Origin of the sequence: Streptomyces sp. CA-294286, from assembly GCF_050947155.1 — a bacterium.
GTDB lineage: Bacteria > Actinomycetota > Actinomycetes > Streptomycetales > Streptomycetaceae > Streptomyces.
This window is the reverse complement of the sequence record NZ_CP192005.1, coordinates 1736524-1756354: the sequence shown is the minus strand read 5'-3', so window position 1 is coordinate 1756354 and position 19831 is coordinate 1736524. Positions and strand designations below refer to the sequence as shown.

17 protein-coding genes and 1 pseudogene are annotated in these 19831 nt (G+C 72.1%); 14 read left to right on the top strand and 4 right to left on the bottom strand.

Going from position 1 to position 19831, the window contains the following annotated elements; translation table 11 throughout:
• Nucleotides 1-105: 105 nt before the first annotated feature.
• The 11 genes and pseudogenes from ACQPZG_RS12345 to ACQPZG_RS12295 form a co-directional block, all read left to right on the top strand.
• A pseudogene (locus tag ACQPZG_RS12345) lies at nt 106-525 on the top strand (GNAT family N-acetyltransferase); the annotation flags it as partial.
• Nucleotides 526-621: 96 nt separating this feature from the next.
• On the top strand, nt 622-2250 hold the full coding sequence (locus tag ACQPZG_RS12340) for a peptide ABC transporter substrate-binding protein (protein WP_433545852.1): 1629 nt from the start codon (nt 622-624) through the stop codon (nt 2248-2250).
• A gap of 49 nt (nt 2251-2299) precedes the next feature.
• The gene (locus tag ACQPZG_RS12335) at nt 2300-3223 is read left to right on the top strand and encodes an ABC transporter permease (RefSeq protein ID WP_433545851.1); all 924 of its coding nucleotides are present in this window, start codon (nt 2300-2302) and stop codon (nt 3221-3223) included.
• Nucleotides 3216-4220 (top strand): ABC transporter permease, encoded by a 1005-nt coding sequence (locus tag ACQPZG_RS12330; RefSeq protein WP_185028638.1) that lies wholly within the window; start codon nt 3216-3218, stop codon nt 4218-4220. Before ACQPZG_RS12335 ends, ACQPZG_RS12330 begins: the two co-directional genes overlap by 8 nt.
• Before the next feature lie 14 nt (nt 4221-4234).
• Nucleotides 4235-5209, top strand: coding sequence for an ABC transporter ATP-binding protein (locus tag ACQPZG_RS12325; RefSeq protein WP_433545850.1), 975 nt, complete (start codon nt 4235-4237; stop codon nt 5207-5209).
• Nucleotides 5202-6329, top strand: a complete 1128-nt coding sequence (locus ACQPZG_RS12320; protein WP_433545849.1) for an ABC transporter ATP-binding protein — start codon at nt 5202-5204, stop codon at nt 6327-6329. The genes ACQPZG_RS12325 and ACQPZG_RS12320 overlap by 8 nt, the downstream gene beginning before the upstream one ends.
• 500 nt (nt 6330-6829) lie before the next feature.
• On the top strand, nt 6830-7897 hold the full coding sequence (locus ACQPZG_RS12315; protein ID WP_433545848.1) for a hypothetical protein: 1068 nt from the start codon (nt 6830-6832) through the stop codon (nt 7895-7897).
• A 450-nt stretch (nt 7898-8347) separates the two neighbouring features.
• On the top strand, nt 8348-8542 hold the full coding sequence (locus ACQPZG_RS12310; RefSeq protein ID WP_185028646.1) for a hypothetical protein: 195 nt from the start codon (nt 8348-8350) through the stop codon (nt 8540-8542).
• Nucleotides 8543-8677: 135 nt separating this feature from the next.
• The gene (gene mshB, locus ACQPZG_RS12305; protein WP_433545847.1) at nt 8678-9574 is read left to right on the top strand and encodes an N-acetyl-1-D-myo-inositol-2-amino-2-deoxy-alpha-D-glucopyranoside deacetylase; all 897 of its coding nucleotides are present in this window, start codon (nt 8678-8680) and stop codon (nt 9572-9574) included.
• Complete coding sequence (locus ACQPZG_RS12300) at nt 9574-9951, top strand: DUF6113 family protein (protein WP_433545846.1); 378 nt, start codon at nt 9574-9576, stop codon at nt 9949-9951. The genes mshB and ACQPZG_RS12300 overlap by 1 nt, the downstream gene beginning before the upstream one ends.
• A gap of 195 nt (nt 9952-10146) precedes the next feature.
• Nucleotides 10147-12435, top strand: a complete 2289-nt coding sequence (locus tag ACQPZG_RS12295; protein ID WP_433545845.1) for a hypothetical protein — start codon at nt 10147-10149, stop codon at nt 12433-12435.
• A 215-nt stretch (nt 12436-12650) separates the two neighbouring features.
• On the opposite strand, the gene ACQPZG_RS12290 is transcribed toward ACQPZG_RS12295, so the two are convergent.
• Together ACQPZG_RS12290 and ACQPZG_RS12285 are read right to left on the bottom strand one after the other, a co-directional pair.
• Nucleotides 12651-13508 carry a tetratricopeptide repeat protein gene (locus ACQPZG_RS12290; RefSeq protein WP_433545844.1) on the bottom strand — a complete coding sequence of 286 codons (858 nt, stop codon included), beginning with the start codon at nt 13506-13508 and terminating at the stop codon, nt 12651-12653.
• Between the two features lie 18 nt (nt 13509-13526).
• On the bottom strand, nt 13527-14525 hold the full coding sequence (locus tag ACQPZG_RS12285; RefSeq protein ID WP_433545843.1) for a GNAT family N-acetyltransferase: 999 nt from the start codon (nt 14523-14525) through the stop codon (nt 13527-13529).
• A gap of 144 nt (nt 14526-14669) precedes the next feature.
• Between ACQPZG_RS12285 and fdxA the strand changes: the two genes are divergently transcribed.
• Entirely contained in the window at nt 14670-14990 is a 321-nt protein-coding gene (fdxA, locus tag ACQPZG_RS12280) for a ferredoxin (RefSeq protein ID WP_362917932.1), read from the top strand.
• Between the two features lie 156 nt (nt 14991-15146).
• Entirely contained in the window at nt 15147-16292 is a 1146-nt protein-coding gene (gene dapC, locus ACQPZG_RS12275; protein WP_433545842.1) for a succinyldiaminopimelate transaminase, read from the top strand.
• Nucleotides 16293-16390: 98 nt separating this feature from the next.
• Here dapC and ACQPZG_RS12270 read toward each other — a convergent pair whose 3' ends face one another.
• Nucleotides 16391-16852, bottom strand: a complete 462-nt coding sequence (locus ACQPZG_RS12270) for an ATP-binding protein (RefSeq protein ID WP_433545841.1) — start codon at nt 16850-16852, stop codon at nt 16391-16393.
• 727 nt (nt 16853-17579) lie between these two features.
• Entirely contained in the window at nt 17580-18551 is a 972-nt protein-coding gene (locus ACQPZG_RS12265; protein WP_433545840.1) for a hypothetical protein, read from the bottom strand.
• 129 nt (nt 18552-18680) lie between these two features.
• On the opposite strand from ACQPZG_RS12265, the gene dapE reads away from it, so the two are divergent.
• Nucleotides 18681-19760: a succinyl-diaminopimelate desuccinylase gene (dapE, locus tag ACQPZG_RS12260; RefSeq protein ID WP_433545839.1), complete on the top strand. Its 1080-nt coding sequence runs from the start codon at nt 18681-18683 to the stop codon at nt 19758-19760.
• The last annotated feature ends 71 nt before the right edge of the window (nt 19761-19831 follow it).

Below are 19831 nucleotides of genomic sequence, written 5' to 3'. Positions count from 1 at the left end.
TACGGCCGTGTCCCTGCCGCCGTGTTCCCGCGTACGACGAGGAGCCCCCGTGAGTGACGACGCGAACCGGTCCCCGCTGCCCCGCACCGGGCCTGCCGACTTCGGGCTACGGTCGGATGGGACCGCGGCGACGAGGCCCATTTCTGCGTCGAGGACGCCGACACCGGCGAGGCCCTCGGCGGAGTGGGCCTTCACAAGATCGACCTCAGGCGGGGGACCGGCGGCATCGGGTACTGGGTGCTGCCCGCGGCGTGGGGCAGAGGTGTGGCCACCCGGGCGGTGGAGCTGTGCACCCGCGCCTTCGAGGAGGCGGGCCTGTGCCGGGTCCAGCTCGACCACGTGGTGCAGAACGAGGCGTCGTGCCGGGTGCCTGTGCGTGCGGGCTACCTGCCGGAGGGCGTCGCGCGGGGCGCACTGCCCGCGGTCGAGCCGGACGGTCACTGCGCGACGTGCACGTGCACGCCCGGCTGGCGACCGACCCGGCGCCCCAGTGACGCGGGCACGGTGCAGGGCGAAGTGGCGTAATGCCGGGCCGCAGATGGGTGCGGTGAAGATGCAGCAGTGTCGTATGTGGGGTGGTATGAGGCCCTAAGTCGTCTTTGGGACTCTAGGAGGTACTCCATGCGCGGAGCCAGGCACGCCAAGTGGGCCGCAGTCGCGACAGCCGTCGCTCTCGCCGCCACCGCATGCGGCGGAGGAGGAAGCGGCGGCGGCAGCGGCGACGCGGGCGTGCTGAGCGCGTCGTGGGGCGACCCGCAGAACCCGCTGGAGCCCGCCAACACCAACGAGGTGCAGGGCGGCAAGGTCCTGGAGATGCTCTTCCGCGGCCTCAAGCGCTACAACCCGAAGACCGGCGCGGCCGAGGACATGCTCGCCGAGAAGATCGACACCACCGACTCGCAGAACTTCACCGTCACCCTCAAGGACGGCTGGACGTTCAGCAACGGCGAGAAGGTCACCGCCAAGTCCTTCGTGGACGCCTGGAACTACGGCGCGCACGTCAAGAACAAGCAGAAGAACGCTCCCTTCTTCGCCTACATCGAGGGCTACGACAAGGTCCACCCCGAAGAGGGCCAGGCCACCGCCGACACCATGTCCGGCCTGGTCGTCAAGGACGACAAGACCTTCACCGTCAAGCTCACCCAAAAGTTCTCCACCTGGCCCGAGACCCTCGGCTACGCCGCGTTCGCCCCGCTGCCGAAGGTGTTCTTCGACGACCGCGACGCGTTCCTGAAGACCCCGGTCGGCAACGGCCCGTACACCGTGAAGTCGTACGACAAGGGCTCGGCGATGAGCCTGCGCAAGTGGGCCGACTACCCGGGCGACGACAAGGCGCAGAACGAGGGCGTGGACCTCAAGGTCTACACCGACTACGGCACCGCCTACACCGACCTGACGGCCGGCAACCTCGACCTGCTGGACGACGTGCCCGCCGCCCAGCTCAAGAACGTCAAGAACGACGTCGGCGGCCGCTACCTCAACACCCCGGCCGGCATCATCCAGACGCTCGCCTTCCCCTTCTACGACGCCGACTGGAACAAGCCCGGCTCGGAGAAGGTGCGCAAGGGCCTGTCCATGGCCATCAACCGCGACCTGATCACCGACACGATCTTCGAGAAGACCCGTACCCCCGCCACCGACTGGACCTCCCCGGTGCTCGGCGAGGCGGGCGGCTACAAGGCCGGACTGTGCGGGGCGGCCTGCAAGTACGACGCGGCCGAGGCCAAGAAGCTGGTCGCCGACGGCGGCGGCATCCCCGGCGGCCAGATGAAGATCACGTACAACGCGGACACCGGCTCCCACAAGGAGTGGGTCGAAGCGGTCTGCAACAGCATCAACAAGGCGCTGGGCGACAACAAGGCCTGCGTCGGCAACCCCGTCGGCACCTTCGCCGACTACCGCAACCAGGTCACCCAGCAGAAGCTGGACGGCCCGTTCCGGGCGGGCTGGCAGATGGACTACCCGCTGATCCAGAACTTCCTGGAGCCGCTGTACGCGACGGGCGCCTCCTCCAACGACGGCAAGTGGTCCAACAAGGAGTTCGACCGCCTGCTGAAGGAGGCCAACGCGGAGCCCGACACCACGAAGGCCACCGCGAAGTTCCAGGAGGCCGAGAAGGTCGTCGCCGAGGAGATGGCCGCCATCCCGCTCTGGTACCAGAACGGCTCCGCCGCCTACTCCGAGCGCACCTCGAACGTGGCGCTGAACCCGTTCAGTATCCCGGTCTACCACGAGGTCAAGGTCAGCTGACGCCCGCCCAGGCCCAGTCGACCCGTCACGACGACCACGGGAGCCCTTCATGGGACGTTATGTGATCCGGCGTCTGCTCCAGATGATCCCGGTCTTCTTCGGCGCCACGCTGCTGATCTTCCTGATGGTCAACGTCATGGGCGACCCCATCTCGGGGCTGTGCGGCGACCGCACCTGCGATCCGGCGACCACCGCACAGCTCAAGGCGGACTTCGGCCTCGACAAGCCGGTCTGGCAGCAATACCTGACCTACATGGGGAACCTGTTCACCGGCGACTTCGGCAAGGCGTTCAACGGCCAGCCGGTCACCGAGCTGATGGGCACCGCGTTCCCCGTCACCGCCCGTCTCACCCTGGTGGCGATCGTCTTCGAGATCGTCCTGGGCATCAGCCTCGGCGTCCTCACCGGGCTGCGCCGGGGCCGCCCCGTCGACAGCGGGGTCCTGATCCTCACCCTCGTCGTCATCTCCGTCCCCACCTTCGTCACCGGACTGCTGCTCCAGCTGCTCCTCGGCGTGAAGTGGGGCCTCATCAAGCCGGCCGTCTCCCCGGCCGCCACGGTCGACGAACTGCTCGTCCCCGGACTCGTGCTGGCGTCCGTCTCGCTGGCCTACGTCACCCGGCTCACCCGTACCTCGGTCGCCGAGAACGCCCGCGCCGACTACGTCCGCACCGCCGTCGCCAAGGGGCTGCCGCGCCGCCGGATCATCACCCGGCACCTGCTGCGCAACTCGCTGATCCCCGTCGTCACCTTCATCGGTACCGACATCGGCGCCCTGATGGGCGGGGCGATCGTCACCGAGCGCATCTTCAACATCCACGGCGTCGGCTACCAGCTCTACCAGGGCATCGTCCGGCAGAGCTCGCAGACCGTCGTCGGCTTCGTGACCGTCCTGGTGCTGGTCTTCCTGGTGGCGAACCTGATCGTCGACCTCTTGTACGCCGTTCTCGACCCGAGGATCCGGTATGCCTGAGCCCACGACCCCGCAGAACCCGCAGGGGCGCAATCCCCACGACGAGGGTGCGATCTCCGCGCTCGGCGGCTCCGGCGGAGCCATGGACCTCGCGGTCGCCGAGGGCGCCAGCCTGGAGAAGCCGCCGAAGCCCGGCCGCAGCGGCGGCGACCGGGCCCGCAGCCTGTGGTCCGACGCCTGGCACGACCTGCGCCGCAACCCGGTCTTCCTGGTGTCGGGGCTGATCATCGCGTTCCTGGTGTTCATCTCGCTGTGGCCGTCGGCGATCGCGTCCGGCGACCCGCTCGCCTGCGACCTCGCCAAGGCCCAGCAGGGCTCCCAGCCCGGCCACCCCTTCGGCTTCAACGGGCAGGGCTGTGACGTCTACACGCGCACGGTGTACGGGGCCAGGGCCTCGGTCACCGTCGGCGTCTGCGCCACTCTCGGGGTCGCCCTGCTCGGCAGCCTCCTCGGCGGGCTCGCGGGCTTCTTCGGCGGCTGGTTCGACTCGCTGCTCTCCCGCATCACGGACGTCTTCTTCGCGATCCCCGTCGTCCTCGGCGGCCTGGTCTTCCTGTCCGTGGTCCCCGGCACCACCGTGTGGCCCGTCATCACCTTCATCGTCCTCCTCGGCTGGCCGCAGATCGCCCGTATCGCCCGCGGCTCGGTCATCACCGCCAAACAGAACGACTACGTGCAGGCGGCCCGCGCGCTCGGCGCGGGCAACTCCCGGATGCTGCTGCGGCACATCACCCCGAACGCCATCGCCCCGGTCATCGTCGTCGCCACCATCGCGCTGGGCACGTACATCGCGCTGGAGGCGACCCTGTCGTACCTCGGCGTCGGCCTGAAGGCCCCCACCGTCTCCTGGGGCATCGACATCTCCTCCGCCTCGGGCTACGTCCGCAACGCGCCCCACATGCTGCTGTGGCCGGCCGGTGCGCTCGCCCTCACGGTGCTCGCGTTCATCATGCTCGGCGACGCGGTGCGCGACGCCCTCGACCCCAAGCTGCGATAGAGGGTGCTGCTGACATGCTGCTCGAAGTACGCGATCTGCACGTGGAGTTCAAGACCCGCGACGGCATCGCCAAAGCCGTCAACGGAGTCGACTACAGCGTCGACGAGGGCGAGACGCTCGCCGTGCTCGGCGAGTCCGGCTCCGGCAAGTCCGTCACCGCCCAGGCCGTCATGGGCATCCTGGACATGCCGCCCGGCCGCATCCCCAGGGGCGAGATCCTCTTCGAGGGCCAGGACGTCCTGAAGCTCAAGGAGGACCGGCGGCGGAAGATCCGCGGCGCGGGCATGGCCATGATCTTCCAGGACGCGCTGTCCTCCCTCAACCCGGTCCTGTCCGTCGGCGAGCAGCTCGGCGAGATGTTCGTCGTGCACCGCGGCATGTCGAAGAAGGACTCCCGGACGAAGGCCGTCGAACTGATGGACCGGGTGCGCATCCCGGCCGCCAAGGAACGGGTCGGCCAGTACCCGCACCAGTTCTCCGGCGGCATGCGCCAGCGCATCATGATCGCGATGGCGCTCGCGCTGGAACCGAAGCTGATCATCGCGGACGAGCCGACCACCGCGCTCGACGTGACCGTCCAGGCCCAGGTCATGGACCTGCTTGCGGAACTCCAGCGCGAACTGCACATGGGGCTCATCCTCATCACCCACGACCTGGGCGTGGTCGCCGACGTCGCCGACAAGATCGCCGTCATGTACGCGGGCCGCATCGTGGAGACCGCCCCGGTCCACGACATCTACCGCAACCCCGCCCACCCCTACACCAAGGGCCTGCTGGAGTCGATCCCGCGCCTGGACCAGAAGGGCCAGGAGCTGTACGCGATCAAGGGTCTGCCACCCAACCTCCTGAACATCCCGCCGGGCTGCGCCTTCAACCCGCGCTGCCCGAGGGCCCAGGACGTCTGCCGCACCCATGTGCCGCCGCTGTACGACGTGGCCGCGGGCCGTCGGAGCGCCTGCCACTTCTGGAAGGAGACGCTCGATGGCTGAGAACCCCGGGGCCACCCCCCACGCGAGGACGCAGCACGCCGAGGCGGGCGCCACCGAGGCCGGGGCGTGGACCGTTCCGGTGGACCCCGCGAGCGGCGGCGAGACCATCCTGGAGGTCCGTGACCTGGTCAAGCACTACCCCCTCACGCAGGGCATCGTCCGCAGGAAGCAGGTCGGCGCGGTCAAGGCCGTCGACGGCGTCTCCTTCGACCTCGGCGCGGGGGAGACGCTCGGCATCGTCGGCGAGTCCGGCTGCGGCAAGTCGACCGTTGCCAAGATGCTCGTCCAACTGGAAAAGCCCACTGCGGGCGCCATCCGCTACAAGGGCGAGGACATCACCAAGCTGTCCGGCAAGGCGCTCAAGGCGGTCCGTCGCAATATCCAGATGGTCTTCCAGGACCCGTACACCTCGCTGAACCCGCGCATGACGGTCGGCGACATCGTCGGCGAGCCGTACGAGATCCACCCGGAGGTCGCGCCGAAGGGCAGCCGCCGGCGCAGGGTGCAGGACCTCCTGGACGTCGTCGGGCTCAACCCCGAGTACATCAACCGCTACCCGCACCAGTTCTCCGGCGGTCAGCGCCAGCGCATCGGCATCGCCCGCGGCCTGGCCCTCAACCCGGAGATCATCGTCGCCGACGAACCCGTCTCCGCCCTCGACGTGTCCGTCCAGGCCCAGGTCATCAACCTGCTCGACGGCCTCCAGCAGGAGTTCGGCCTCGCGTACCTCTTCATCGCGCACGACCTGTCCATCGTCCGGCACATCTCCGACCGGGTCGGCGTGATGTACCTGGGCCGCATGGTCGAGATCGGCACCGACGCCGAGATCTACGAACACCCCACGCATCCCTACACGCAGGCGCTGCTGTCCGCCGTCCCCGTCCCGGATCCCACGGTGCGCGAGCACCGCGAGCGGATCATCCTCACCGGCGACGTCCCCTCGCCCGCGAACCCGCCCTCGGGCTGCCGGTTCCGCACCCGCTGCTGGAAGGCGCAGGAGCGGTGCGCGCAGGAGGTGCCGCTGCTGGCGGTGCCGAGCGTCTTCCGCGGTCTGGACACCCCGGCGGCGCACGACTCGGCGTGCCACTTCGCGGAGGAGAAGACGGTCGTACCGCACTGAAACGGCGAGGCCGCCGACGGGGTCCGCGCCGGAACGGTGAGGTGCTCCGGCGGACGCCCGCACCGACTCGCTGAGGGGGCCGGCCGAGGCCCGCACTGAATCGGTGAGGGGGCCGGCCGAGGCCCGCGCCGGAACGGTGAAGTGCGGGCGGGCGACGGCGGTCCGGGCGTGCCGTGTGCGCGGGCCCGTAACAGCGGGGCAACCGTGCCGACCCGCCGCCGATATACGTACGCGCCAAGCTGGACCGCGTGCGGCCGTGCGGGTGCCGTGGGCCGGCCGGGGCGCGGCAACGCGCTCCGGCCGGCCGCTCGCACCGTCGCCTCGCGCCGCACCGCGCGGAACCCGCGACTCAGGCCGGTCGCCCTGATCGGACGCGACGACGTCCGCGCCCGCCAGGCAAGCACGGTCGCCCGCCACCCGTCGCCCCGCGTGCCTTCGGCACCGCGGGCCCGGACCTGGTCCTCTTGTTCAACTCCCGTACCAGGGTGGAGCATTCACCCATGGGACCGACGGGGCAGCCTCAGTCACTCGCGCCCGGCGCGCGCTTCACCGGCAGCGGGGTGTGCCTGCTGCTCGCCGCCCTCACCGCGCTGTGGGTCCTCCGCGACCTGCGTCTCCTGGACGACCCGGCCCGGCTGTGGTGGGCCTGGGCGGGCAGCGGCCCGGAACGCTTCCTGACCGCGAGCACGCTCTACGACCTCGTCCTGCTCTGCGTGTACGTCGTCGTCGCGGTCGTCGTGCCGCGTTCGCCGGTGGCCGCCCAGGCGCTTGCCGTCACCGCCTTCGTCACGCTGGCCGTGCGCGCCCCCCTCCTGTGGGTCGAGGGGTTCGCGGAGGTGTATCCGCACGGTCTGCGGATGCGGGCCATGGTCAGCACCTTCGTGGCGCTGGGACTGGCCGCCGTCCTGCTGATCGCGGTCGCGGCGGGCCGCCGCCCGGTCCGCGACCCGGGGCGGGCCCCCACCCGGCCCGGCCGGGGCGCCCGCCTCACCGGTGTCGTGCTGCTCGGTGCGGCCGGGGCGTCGGCGGCGGCGTGGGAGATCCACTGGTTCCGCCAGAACCCCGGTTCCTCCTCCCTCTACGCGGAACGCTTCACCGGCAGCGGGGGAGCGCTGCAACTCCTGGGCATGCCCGCCGGATGGCTGTCCCTCCTCCTCACGGCCGTCTGTCTCACCGCTGCCGTAGGGGCGCTCGCGGGCGCCGTGCACTCGCGGCCGCTGGGGCTGGTGGCGGCGGTCCTCGTCGGGGTGGGTGGGGCGGCGGGGGTGTCGGTGGCGGTCCGCGACGAACTCTTCGCCTCCTTCGCCCGGTTGGGCGCGGTCGAGCAGCTGATGGTCGGATGGTGGACGTTCGGGCTGGTGGCGGGGGTGGTTCTGGTCCTCGTGCTGGGGCGTCGCGGGATCCCGGTGGGCGGGCCGCCGAGACTGGCGCCGAACGTCTACGACGGGTACGGAGGCGGGGACGGCGCAGGGGGGTACGGGAGCGGCGGGGGCGGGTACGGGGCGGCAGGATCGGCGGCAGGGGCCTTCGGACCGCCGCCGCCCGCTTCGCGTCCACCGGGGTGGTAGGGGCGGGGGTCCCCCGCGGGCGTACGGGCCGGAGCGCTCGTACGGGGGTGAACGGGGGCGCACGTCGGGTGGGCGGGGCGTGGGGTGGGCGCACCGTCCGGCGGGGGCCGCCCCCGGGCCCGCTCTCCCCGAGCACTCGGCTTCGCTCGTGCAGGGGCCCCGCGCCCCCGGGTACGGCGCCGCGGCCCGAGGCGGCTGTCGGCAGGGGGCTCGTGGGGGTGGGTCCGTGGCTCGGGCGTGCTTCAACTGCCCTGTGCGTACCGGCGAATTTCGGCCAAGATTCTCAACTGGCCGCCCCTGTGCGCCCCTCGTGCTGCTGTGCACCGATCAATGCGTGGATGCGGATAGTTATGATCCGTAGCGCTAGGTGGGTATAGACCTGCTGGTACCCGTAGTGCTGCCCGAACCCAACCCGTCGTTCCGACCGTACTCAAGTGGAGGTGAACCGCCGTGGCACTCTCGATTTCGGCGGTGGTGCTGCTGGCGATCGTCGTCTTCCTGCTGGTCCGGAAATCCGGACTGAAGGCCGGACACGCGGTGGTCTGCATGCTGCTCGGGTTCTATCTCGCCAGCTCGTCCTTCGCGCCCACGATCAAGGACGTCACCACGAACGTGGCCGGCGTACTGGGTGGCTTCCACTTCTGACGGAGCGGAACGACGTCGGAGGGCGTGAGGCGGGCGGGGCCGCTGTGAGGCACAGGGTCAGCCGCGAGGCAGGTGGGGAGGGCGCGGGAGGGTGCGCAACGGCCCGTTCGCGCCCCCACCTCGTACGCTGTCCCCATGACCTCGCTCCCCGCCCGCCGCCTGCTCCTGGTCCACGCCCATCCCGACGACGAGTCGATCAACAACGGCGCGACCATGGCCAAGTACGCCGCCGAGGGCGCGCAGGTCACCCTGGTGACCTGCACCCTGGGCGAGGAGGGCGAGATCATCCCGCCCGCCCTCGCCCACCTCGCGGCGGACCGGGAGGACACCCTCGGCCCGCACCGGGCCGTCGAACTGGCCGACGCCATGAAGGAGCTGGGCGTCACCGACCACCGCTTCCTCGGCGGGCAGGGCCGGTTCCGTGACTCCGGCATGATGGGCGCCCCGCAGAACCACCGCGAGAACGCCTTCTGGCACGCCGAGGTCGACGCGGCCGCCTCGTACCTCGTCACCGTGCTCCGCGAAGTGCGCCCCCAGGTTCTGATCACCTACGATCCGGACGGCGGTTACGGCCACCCCGACCACATCCAGGCGCACCGCGTCGCGATGCGCGCCGCCGAACTCGCCGCCGAGCCCACCTACCGGCCGGATTTCGGCCTTCCGCACGCCGTCGAGAAGGTGTACTGGAACCGCGTCCCCCGCCCCGTCGCCGACGCGGCGTTCGCCCACCTGCGCGCCGAGGACCCCGGGTTCCCGGGCATCGCGTCGGTCGACGACGTCCCCGGCGTGGTGGACGAGGAGCACATCACCACGGAGATCGACGGCAGTGCGTACGCCGGTGCGAAGACCGCCGCGATGCGCGCGCACGCCACCCAGATCAGCGTCCACGAACCCTGGTTCCTGCTCTCCAACGAGCTGGCCCAGCCGGTCTTCGCCACCGAGTACTACGAGCGGGTGCTCCCGCCGCGTACCGAGGAGGAGACCGACGAGGTCCGCGAGAGCGACCTCTTCGAGGGGATCGAGGGCGCGTGATGGCCGACATCAACTGGAAGCGCGCCCCGCTCTACCTGCTGCTCCTGGTCGTCGGCGCCCTCACCGGCCTGGCGGGTTCCCTCGTCTCCGCCGCACTCGTCCCGGCCGGCCTGCTGCTCGGTCTGCTCGCCGCCGGTGCCCTCTTCTACGGCGGTACCTACGCACTCGGCACCCGAAGCGGCGCGCTGGCGCCCGGAATCGGCTGGGTCGCCACCGTCATGCTCGGCGCGTCCGGCCGGACGGAAGGGGACGTCCTGATCGGCGGCGACACCGTGGCGAGCGTCTTCCTGCTGGGCGGCATCGCGCTCGCTATGATCTGCGCCACCCTGCCGAGGCTGTCGTCGACGGGCCTTCCCGCCACCCGGACCGACAGGTGATTCCGCCGGAAATCCACCCGTGAGTCCCTTTGTGGGTCCGTGACGTCTGCCACGCCCGGCAGTTGTGGGAGGAGTGCCCTTCCCACGGCCGAGGGGGTGCGCGTCGGCGGCGGCCAGTATGGTGGTGCGCGCCGCCGAGCCGCCCGCAGCACAGGTTAAGAGAACGGGCGGTGGAGCCAACCGGGAGAACCTGCCTTGAGTCGTGAAACTGACAGTTCGTCCTCCGGCGCGCAAGGGCGCGGTGGAACCGCGTACCCCTCGGGAACGCCGCCGTACGGATCCAGCAGCCCCTACGCCTCGCTGCCCCCGGACGGCCGGGAGGGCGCCGGCGCGGAGGTCGACGACGAGCCCACCGCTGCCGTCGAGTCCGACGAGCCCAGGACCGAGACGACGCTGACCACCCGCATCCGGATCAACATCCCCGGGTCGCGCCCCATCCCGCCGGTCGTCATGCGCAAGCCGATGAACGGCGCGGACGCCCAGGCTGACGGGGCGTCGGGCGAGGGGTCGACCACGGGTGAGACCGTGTGGCCGCCGTCCGAACCGCTGTCCAACGCGCCCTCCGCCGTCGCCGCGGGCTCCGCTGCCTCCTCCTCGCCCTCCCCGCGACCGGCGTCGTCCGTGCGTGCCGGCGCCGCCGACGGGCCGTCGAGCGCATCCGGGCAGCCGCCGCTGCCGACGCGTGTCCAGGGAGCGACCGTGCGGGACAACCTGAATGACGGAGCAACTGGTTCCCCTTCCGGTTCCGCTTCCGGAACGGGGCCGGGCGCAAGCTCAGGCACGGGCTCCGGCTCCGGCGAGGAAACGGCCACCAGCGACTGGTTCGCGCCGCGCAAGGCACCCGTCACGCCCCCGCCGTCGCCCGCCGCGCCGTCCGGCGCACCCCGTGCGGGGGAGCCGGGAGACAGTCGGGGCGACCTGCCGTTCTTCACGGACGGCTCGGGAGTCGCCGACGCCGTGGGCACCGGGGCCAACGGCCCGCACGGCCCCACGGGCCCGGCCGCCCCCACCGGGCCGACGGCCGCTCCCACCGGGCCGACGGCGGGCCCCGCCCTGGGCGACGGCACGTTCGGCCCGATGGCGCCCGGCACGTCTTCCCCGCCCTCCGCTCAGGGTTCCGGTTCGGGCCCGTGGCGCGAGGTGAAGCCCGGCCGGGCCGACGGCGCTTCGCCGTACGGTACGGAGCCTCCACGCCCGATGGCCGGGGCGAACGGTGCGGGCGGCATGACCGACGACACCGCCGTCCTCACTCCGCAGACCGACCCCCGCGACGACCTGCCGGCCGCCGGCCCCGGTGCACCCGCCCCCGGGCCCGTCACCGGGCCGATGACGCCGCCCGGTTACGTCTCGGGCGACACCCTGACCAGCGGTGTGCCGGTCGTCCAGCCGGAGGGGCCGCGTACGCCGTTCCCCGCCGGGCCCGACCTCACGCCCCGGCTGCCGGACCCGCCGGGCGCAGCCGACCTCGGCCACCCCGCGCCCGTACGGAACGAGCCCGCGCCGCCCGCTCCCGCGCCGAAGCCCGCCGCGCCCGCCAAGAAGGGCCGCTCCAAGCTGGTCCTGCTGGCCGTGGCCGTGATCGTCGCCGCAGGCGGCGTGTACGGCGCGGGGCTGCTGATGAACCACTCCGACGTGCCGAAGGGGACCACGGTCCTCGGCGTCGACATCGGCGGCGGCACCAAGGACGAAGCAGTCGTCAAGCTCGACGCGGCCCTCGGCAAGCGGGCCGTCCTGCCGTTGCAGCTCTCCGTCGACGGCAAGCAGACGGAACTGGCCCCCGCCAACGCGGGACTGACCCTGGACAGTCAGGAGACGGTGCGCGGCGCGTCCGGCAGCGACTACAACCCGGTGTCCGTGGTGGGCTCCCTCTTCGGCGGCGAGCGGGTCGCCGAGCCGGTCATCCCGGTAGACGAGGAGAAGCTGGCCGTCGCGCTGACCTCCCTCGCCGGCACGTCGGGCACCGCGTCCGACGGCACCATCGCCTTCGAGCCGGGCAAGGCCGTCGCCGTACCCGGCAGGACGGGCAAGGCGCTCGACGTCAAGGCGTCGATGACGAAGGTGCGGGAGGCCTACCGGGCGCAGGTCGCGAGCGGCAAGGCGGTGCCGATCCAGCTGCCGGTCGTCGCCAAGCAGCCGACGATCACCCAGGCCGAACTCGACCGGGCGATGAGCGAGTTCGCGGAGCCGGCCATGTCGGACGTGATCACGATCCAGGCGGGCGGCAAGTCGATCCCCTTCGGCCCGGCGAAGTCGCTGCCGAAGATCCTCTCCATGAAGCCGAGCGGCGGAAAGCTGGTCCCGCAGTACGACCTGGCCGCGCTGAAGGAGCTGTGCGACGGCGCCTTCGACAGCGTCATGATCACCAGGGCGGACGGGACGAAGAGCCCCGTCACCATGGAGGACGTCCGCGAAGCGATGAGCGAGGCGCTGGTAGGCAAGACGCAGGCGGAGCGGACCCGGACGATCCCCCTCAAGGAGTCCTGAGAGACGGAACAGCCGCCGACGGCCCTCGACTTCGGGGCCGTCGGTCCGCCGGGCCCCCGGCGCGCCACCGGCTCCACGGCCCGCACCCGGCCGGTGGGGCCGGTGGCCCGACCGAGCTCCCGGCTCCGCGGCCCCCGCACGCCGGGCGGGACCGGCGGTCCGACCGAACCTCCGCAGCACCCACCGCGGCACGGCCAACGGCCCAACCCACGCGCTCAGTTGAGCCGGGCCCTGGCCGCCCTGGCCCGTCCCCTGATCGTCTCCGCCGTGGTGGGCTCCACCCGTTCCACCAGCTCGGCGTACGCCTCCATCTCCGCCGCGCCGCCCAGGAAGTCGCCGCGCGCGACGAGCAGTTGCGCCCTCTCGTAGCGCAGCCCCGCCGGGTGGGCGGGCAGGAGCAGCGACAGCTCCACGGCCCACAGCCGCACGTCGGTGCGCTCGGGGCGCGCCGTCGCCCACGCACGGATGTTGTTCAGGATCCGCAGCACGATGTCCAGCGGGTCCGCCGCCCGGAGCATCGCGGGGTCGAGCGGTTCCCCGGTGGCGCCCGCCACCAGCAACTGTGCGTCCGGGCCGCTCAACAGCCGCCCCGCGTCGAAGGGGTCCGCCAGCACCTGCTCCTCCGGCGCCCCGCCCGGACGCCCGAACCCGACGACGAAGTGCCCCGGCAGCGCCACCCCGTGGACCGGAGCCCCCGCCCGCCTCGCCACTTCCATCCACACCACCGACAGCAGGATCGGCAGCCCTCTCCTGCGCCGCAGCACCTCGGGCAGCAACGAGGACTCCAGCCTGCGGTAGTCGCCGGGCGCGCCCTCGAACCCGCACTGGTCGCCGAGGAGTTCGGCCAGCGCCCGCGCCCATGCGCGCGGGCCCGCCGGACGGAACGGCAACAGGCCCGCCAACCGGTCGAGTTCGATCTGTGCCTCGTCGACGCCCGTCCGGCCGAGCCCCGGATCGGCCACCGCCCCGATCAGCAGGCACAGCGTCGCCAGATCCGGCTGCTCGGACCGCGCCTCCAGGGCGAACTGCTGACGCCAGTCCAGGAGTTCGGGGTCGTCGGGAAGTTCGTTCATGTCTGCCTCGTACCCGCGCTACGCGCAGCGGTAGTGGTGGTAGTGGTGATGGGTCGTGAATCCCATCCCGTCGTAGAGCGCACGCGCCCCCTCGTTGTCGTTCTCCACCTGGAGCCACGCCGCCGACGCGCCCTCGTCGAGCGCCCTGCGTGCCAGTACGGCCATGACCGCCGTCGCCAACCCCCGCCGCCGGTGGGACGGATCGACCTCCACCGCCATGAATCCCGCCCACCGGCCGTCCACCACGCACCGGCCGATCGCGGCCGGTGACGCCCCGTCCTCGCCCGGCACCGTCGCGAACCAGACCGAGGGGCCGCTGGAGAGCACCTTCTCCACCTCGGGGGCGGGCGTCTCGAAGCGCTGGTAGCGCGACATCCACGCCGCGTCCGCCGACCGTGCCAGGGTCACCTCCGTGCGGCCCGCGTCCAGGTCGCCGACCGGCGCCAGCGCCCCGGTCCTCACCTCCGCCGACACCGTCGACTCCCAGCCCCGCCCGGCGAGTTCGGCCGCCAGCAGCTCCTGCGTGCCCTGCGCGCCCGTCGACACCTGGACGTACGCAGGCAGGTCGCGACGGGCGTACCACTGCCGTACGTACGCCAGCGCCTCGTCGAGCGGCAGCCCGGGTTCCCCCTCCGGCAGTACGGAGTTGGCGCGCCGCGTGAACCCGTTCGCGGCCCGCAGCGTCCATCCGCCGAGGCGTTCGCTCTCGACCGGCTGCCACGCCCGCGCCGTCACCGCCGACAGCTCCGCGAAGTCCGCCGCCGGTCCGCGCCGCCGGGCGGGAGCCGCGGGCACCACCTTCGCGGCGACGAGCGAGGAGGTGTCGACCCGTACCGTCTCGCCACTCCTTCGTGTGATCGACAGCACCCCGTCGTCCCACGATGTGAGAACGCCGACCACGTCCGTGAAGCGCTCGCCCGCCGCCCGGCCCCCGGTCAGACGCCGGACTGATACCCGTTTGCCCACGTCGTCCGGTGTCAGCCGCACCTCAAGTCGTCCGCCGGTAGTGAATTCCACGGCTCTGCCCACCCCTCCTGTTCGGATCGTGCCCGGGAACGGAGATACTAGGTGCGGGCATCGCACGACGCCGCGCTCCCGCGCGCCCGTGGACGGAGCCGGAAAAGCTCGGCCCGCCGCGCCCTATCGAGGAGGAACGACAGCGTGACCTACGTCATCGCGCAGCCTTGTGTCGACGTCAAGGACAAGGCGTGCATCGAGGAGTGTCCGGTCGACTGCATCTACGAGGGCCAGCGGTCCTTGTACATCCACCCGGACGAATGCGTCGACTGTGGTGCCTGTGAGCCGGTCTGCCCGGTCGAGGCCATTTTCTACGAGGACGACACCCCGGAGGAGTGGAAGGACTACTACAAGGCGAACGTCGAGTTCTTCGACGAGCTCGGCTCGCCCGGTGGTGCCTCCAAGCTCGGTCTGATCGAGCGCGACCACGCCTTCATCGCCGCACTGCCGCCGCAGAACCAGTAGGCGGTACGCGCGCCAGGCACCTGGTGCCGCCCCGGTCCCGTACGGCCTCTGCCGCCGTACGGGACCGAGGCGTTTTCCGGTACCGGGTCCGGGTGTCCGATCCGTCCTCGTACGTACGAAATGCTTCGAGAGAGCCACGAGAAAGCGAACCGCACCGTGTCCCCAGTCACCGACCCGCCGCCCGCCGTCCGCCGCCCTCCCGTCGAGTCGCCGCGCGACCGCCTGCCCGTCTTCCCCTGGGACAAGCTGGAGCCGTACCGGGAGACGGCCGCGGCCCACCCCGACGGCCTCGTGGACCTCTCCGTCGGCACTCCCGTCGACCCGGTCCCGGAGCTGATCCAGAAGGCCCTCGTCGCGGCGGCGGACTCGCCCGGCTACCCCACGGTGTGGGGCACGGCCGAGCTGCGCGACGCGCTGGTGGACTGGGTACGGCGGCGGCTCGGCGCGCGGGACGCGGCGCACGTCAACGTCCTGCCGGTCGTCGGCTCGAAGGAACTGGTGGCCTGGCTGCCCACCCAGCTCGGCCTGGGCCCAGGCGACCAGGTCGCCTACCCCCGGCTCGCCTACCCCACCTACGAGGTCGGCGCCCGCCTCGCGCGCGCGGAGGCCGTCGTCTACGACGACCCGACCACCGACCTCGACCCGGCCCGCGTCAAGCTGCTCTGGCTCAACTCGCCCTCCAACCCGACCGGTCGCGTCCTCGCCAAGGACGAACTGATCCGGATCGTCCGCTGGGCCCGCGCGCACGGCGTCCTCCTCGTCGCCGACGAGTGCTACCTGGAACTGGGCTGGGAGGCAGACCCCGTCTCCGTGCTCCACGAGGACGTCTGCGGCGGCAGCTTCGACGGCCTCGTCGCCGTCCACTCCCTGTCCAAGCGCTCCAACCTGGCGGGCTACCGCGCGGCCTTCGTCGCCGGCGACTCCGCCGTCCTCGGCGACCTGCTCCAGATCCGCAAGCACGGCGGCATGATGACCGCCGCCCCGGTCCAGGCGGCCACCGTCGCGGCCCTCGGCGACGACACGCACGTGGCCGAGCAGCGCGCGCGGTACGCGGCCCGGCGCACCGCCCTGCGCGAAGCCCTCCTGACGCACGGCTTCCGCATCGAGCACAGCGAGGCCAGCCTCTACCTGTGGGTGACCCGCGGCGAGAACTGCTGGGACACCGTCGGCCACCTCGCGTCGCTCGGCATCCTGGTGGCGCCCGGTGACTTCTACGGAGAGGCGGGGCGGCAGTTCGTACGGGTGGCCCTCACCGCGACCGACGAGCGGGTGGCGGCGGCCGCCGCCCGGCTGACCGGCTGAGCCCTCCCGTACGGCTCCGGGCCCCGACCACGTGGAGGGGCCCCGGGAGCGTGTGTGCTCCCGGGGCCCCTCCACGCGTTCTCGCGTACGGGTGCCTCTCAGCCGAGGGGCAGGCCCTGGACCGGCAGACCGCCGCCGGTCGGCAGGCCGGTGTCGGGCAGGGCGCCGGTCGGCAGACCGGAGGTGGGCAGACCGCCGTCGGTCGCGGACTTGGCGGTCTCGCCGAGCACGTCACCGGCACTGCCCGCGACGTCACCGGCGGCCTTCTGCGCGGCCGGGGTGGCGGTCTTGCCGGCCTTGCCCACGGTCTTGCCCGCCGCCGGAACGGCCTTCTTCACCGCAGCGCTGCCGGCGTTGCCCGCCACGTTCGAAGCCTGCTGCGACGCACCGTCGACGGCGTCACCGAGACCGGCGCCGTCCAGCGCGGTCAGACCGCCGAGGCTGGAGGCCGCCGGGAGGTCGACCGCGCTGGCGGAGCCGGTCGCACCGATCACGGAAGCGGCACCGGCCGCACTGATGAGGGCGGCGCGGGCGATCCGACGAGCCAGGGGGAGGGACATGGTGCTCCTTAGCGGGAAAAGACGATGAAACGCTGTCTGTCCGGCGATCGGACATCATGACAACCGCTCGGAGGGCGGGAGAGGTTTCGGTCGGCCAAGGTAAAGAGTTCGCAAGGCGGGGCATGATCCCGGACGAATAAACCGGGCAAAGGAGCCGCTGTCGCCGAGGCCGGGGGAGGGGCGCGGCGCGGTCGCTTCCCTTGCGCCGCAAGGGGTTGCGGGTGGTGCGACGGGATCTCGGCACGCCGGACGCCCCGGTGTCGCCCCGGGCGGCCGCGCTGCCCCCTTCGGGTGAAGGGGCGGACGGATGAGCGGCCGTTGATCGTCCGGTGACCGGGAGGAGATCCGTCCGTTATCGACCAGATGCCCGGGGGTGTACGCCGGAGCGGGTCTCTCCGAGACGGGATCCGAGTCAGGATCGGTGGCCGCGTGTCCGTCCCGCGGCGACGACGGCGCAGGCTGCGCCTGGCCCGCCTCGGGTGCCCTGCCGCGCTTTCGATGCCCTGCCGCGCCTCCGGTGGGCCTGCGCGACTCCGGGTGGGCCTCCTCGCTTTGGGTGGCGCGTCTCGCTTCCGGCGCCCTGCCGCGGCTTCGGTGCGCCTCCGCGCCTTCGGTGCCCTGCCCCGCTTCCGGCGGCCGACCTGCCCCGGGGGCCCGTCCGGCCCGCTTTGCCCCCGGCGGCGCGTCTGGCCCGCCTTGCACCGTGGCCGTCTCACCGAGGTCCGCCTCAGCCGGCCGGGGTGATCCGGACCTCCTCGGCCGCCGTTCCGGCCTCCGCGTTCGGCATCCGGCGCCATCCCCGGTCGCCCTGGTCCGCCCGCCACTCCCACCCCGCGTGTGCGATCCGGGCGATCCGCAACTCCACCGAGTGCGCCATCGCCCAGTGCGCCACCTCCCAGCCCCGCTGCGCACCGGCTCCACGGGTCCCCTCGGGACCGTCCTCCGCCGCCGCACCCGGCACCGGCACGACAACCGTCCGTGCCGATCCGGCACCCCCGGCAGCGGGCCCCCCGGCCCCTCGCACGGCGGGCAGCACGTCCGGCCCGAAGGCCGCCGTCAGCTGCTTGCGCACCTCTGCCGGGTCGCCGCCCCGCCCGTCCGTACCGCCCGCGCTCGCCTCACACGAAAGAGAGGCGGGTGTACGCCCGGTCAACGCCGAGGCCAGCAGGGCCGCGTCCGTCTCGTGCTTCGCGTACGCCTGCGGGAAGCCGCTCTTCTGCACCCGTTGTGCTGCCACCGTCAGCGGCAGCCGCGAATAGCCGGGCACCTCGTTGAGGTGCTGGTAGAAGCGACCGGCCGAGTAGGCCGGGTCGAGGATCTGGTCGGCGGTTCCCCACCCCTGCGAGGGTCGCTGCTGGAAGAGGCCGAGCGAATCGCGGTCGCCGTGCTCGATGTTGCGCAGCGCGGACTCCTGGAGCGCGGTCGCCAGGGCGATGGTGACGGCGCGCTCCGGCATGCCCCGCGACGTGCCGACGGCGGAGATGACGGAGGCGTTGACGGCCTGCTCGGCGGTCAGTTGGTACCGCGCGCCGCTGCCCTGCGCACCGTCGCCACCGCGTACGACACAACGGGTGTTTCCCGGGCCGCCGGAGAGGAAATGCGCCGCGACGTACCCGGCCAGCGCGAGCAGGACGACGACACCCGCGACGATGCGGAGGGGACGGCCGCGAAAGGGGGAGTGAGGGGGGAGCTGGAGCACACAGTCACGGTACTGGAGCCCGTACGACAGTCCGCTGCCAGCGGGCCCCGCCGTCGTACCGGACCCCCTCCCGCACCGCTCGGCGTTCGCCCCGCCTCCGCCGCCGACGCCCCCGTTAGGGTCGGACGCATGACCGACGCACCGCTTGACCTCAGCCTCGACGCCGCAACCCTGACCGCCCGGCTCGTCGACTTCCCTTCCGAGAGCGGCAACGAGAAGCCCCTCGCCGACGCCATCGAGCAGGCGCTGCGCACCCTGCCGCACCTCGAAGTCGACCGGTACGGCAACAACGTCGTCGCCCGTACGCGCCTGGGGCTGGCCGAGCGCGTGATCCTCGCCGGGCACATCGACACCGTCCCGATCGCCGACAACGTCCCCTCGCGCCTCGACGACAACGGCATCCTCTGGGGCTGCGGGACCACCGACATGAAGGGCGGCGTCGCCCTCCAGCTGCGTATGGCCGCCACCGTCACCCGGCCCAACCGCGATCTCACCTTCGTCTTCTACGACAACGAGGAGGTCGCGGCCCACCTCAACGGCCTCGGCCACATCGCCGACGCCCGGCCCGACTGGCTGGAGGGCGACTTCGCCGTCCTGCTGGAGGGCACGTACGCGGAGGTGGAGGGCGGCTGCCAGGGCACGCTGCGCGTGCACCTGCGCACCAGCGGCGAGCGCGCCCACTCCGCGCGCGGCTGGATGGGGTCCAACGCGATCCACAAGGCGGCCCCGATCCTGGCCGCCCTCGCCGCGTACGAGCCCAAGCGGACCGTGATCGACGGCCTTGAGTACCGGGAAGGGCTGAACGCGGTACGCGTCGAGGCGGGCGTCGCCAACAACGTCATCCCGGACGCCTGCACCGTCACCGTGAACTTCCGATACGCCCCCGACCGTTCGCAGGACGACGCGATCGCCCACGTGCGGGAGGTCTTCGCGGACTGCGACATCGCCGAGTTCGTCGTCGACGACCACTCGGGGGCGGCCATGCCCGGCCTCTCCCACCCGGCCGCGGCGGCCTTCATGGAGGCGGTCGGCGGCAGCGCGAAGCCCAAGTTCGGCTGGACCGACGTGGCGCGGTTCAGCGCGCTCGGCATCCCGGCGGTCAACTACGGACCCGGCGACCCGATCTTCGCCCACAAGCGGGACGAGCACGTCGAAGTGGCGAAGATCCACCACTGCGAGGAGCGACTCCACGCCTGGCTGACAACCTGAATTTCACCGTTCGTCACATCTGTGGACCTAATCTGATCGAACAATGCACGCCACCGTGCACCGCAGCGGAG

Coding starts and splice junctions, on each gene's coding strand:
- ACQPZG_RS12340 (WP_433545852.1), top strand. CDS start 622: ATGCGCGGAGCCAGGCACGCCAAGTGGGCCGCAGTCGCGACAGCCGTC.
- ACQPZG_RS12325 (WP_433545850.1), top strand. CDS start 4,235: ATGCTGCTCGAAGTACGCGATCTGCACGTGGAGTTCAAGACCCGCGAC.
- ACQPZG_RS12270 (WP_433545841.1), bottom strand. CDS start 16,852: ATGTCCCTCCCCCTGGCTCGTCGGATCGCCCGCGCCGCCCTCATCAGT.
- dapE (WP_433545839.1), top strand. CDS start 18,681: ATGACCGACGCACCGCTTGACCTCAGCCTCGACGCCGCAACCCTGACC.
- ACQPZG_RS12315 (WP_433545848.1), top strand. CDS start 6,830: ATGGGACCGACGGGGCAGCCTCAGTCACTCGCGCCCGGCGCGCGCTTC.
- ACQPZG_RS12320 (WP_433545849.1), top strand. CDS start 5,202: ATGGCTGAGAACCCCGGGGCCACCCCCCACGCGAGGACGCAGCACGCC.
- ACQPZG_RS12300 (WP_433545846.1), top strand. CDS start 9,574: ATGGCCGACATCAACTGGAAGCGCGCCCCGCTCTACCTGCTGCTCCTG.
- ACQPZG_RS12335 (WP_433545851.1), top strand. CDS start 2,300: ATGGGACGTTATGTGATCCGGCGTCTGCTCCAGATGATCCCGGTCTTC.
- mshB (WP_433545847.1), top strand. CDS start 8,678: ATGACCTCGCTCCCCGCCCGCCGCCTGCTCCTGGTCCACGCCCATCCC.
- ACQPZG_RS12290 (WP_433545844.1), bottom strand. CDS start 13,508: ATGAACGAACTTCCCGACGACCCCGAACTCCTGGACTGGCGTCAGCAG.
- ACQPZG_RS12330 (WP_185028638.1), top strand. CDS start 3,216: ATGCCTGAGCCCACGACCCCGCAGAACCCGCAGGGGCGCAATCCCCAC.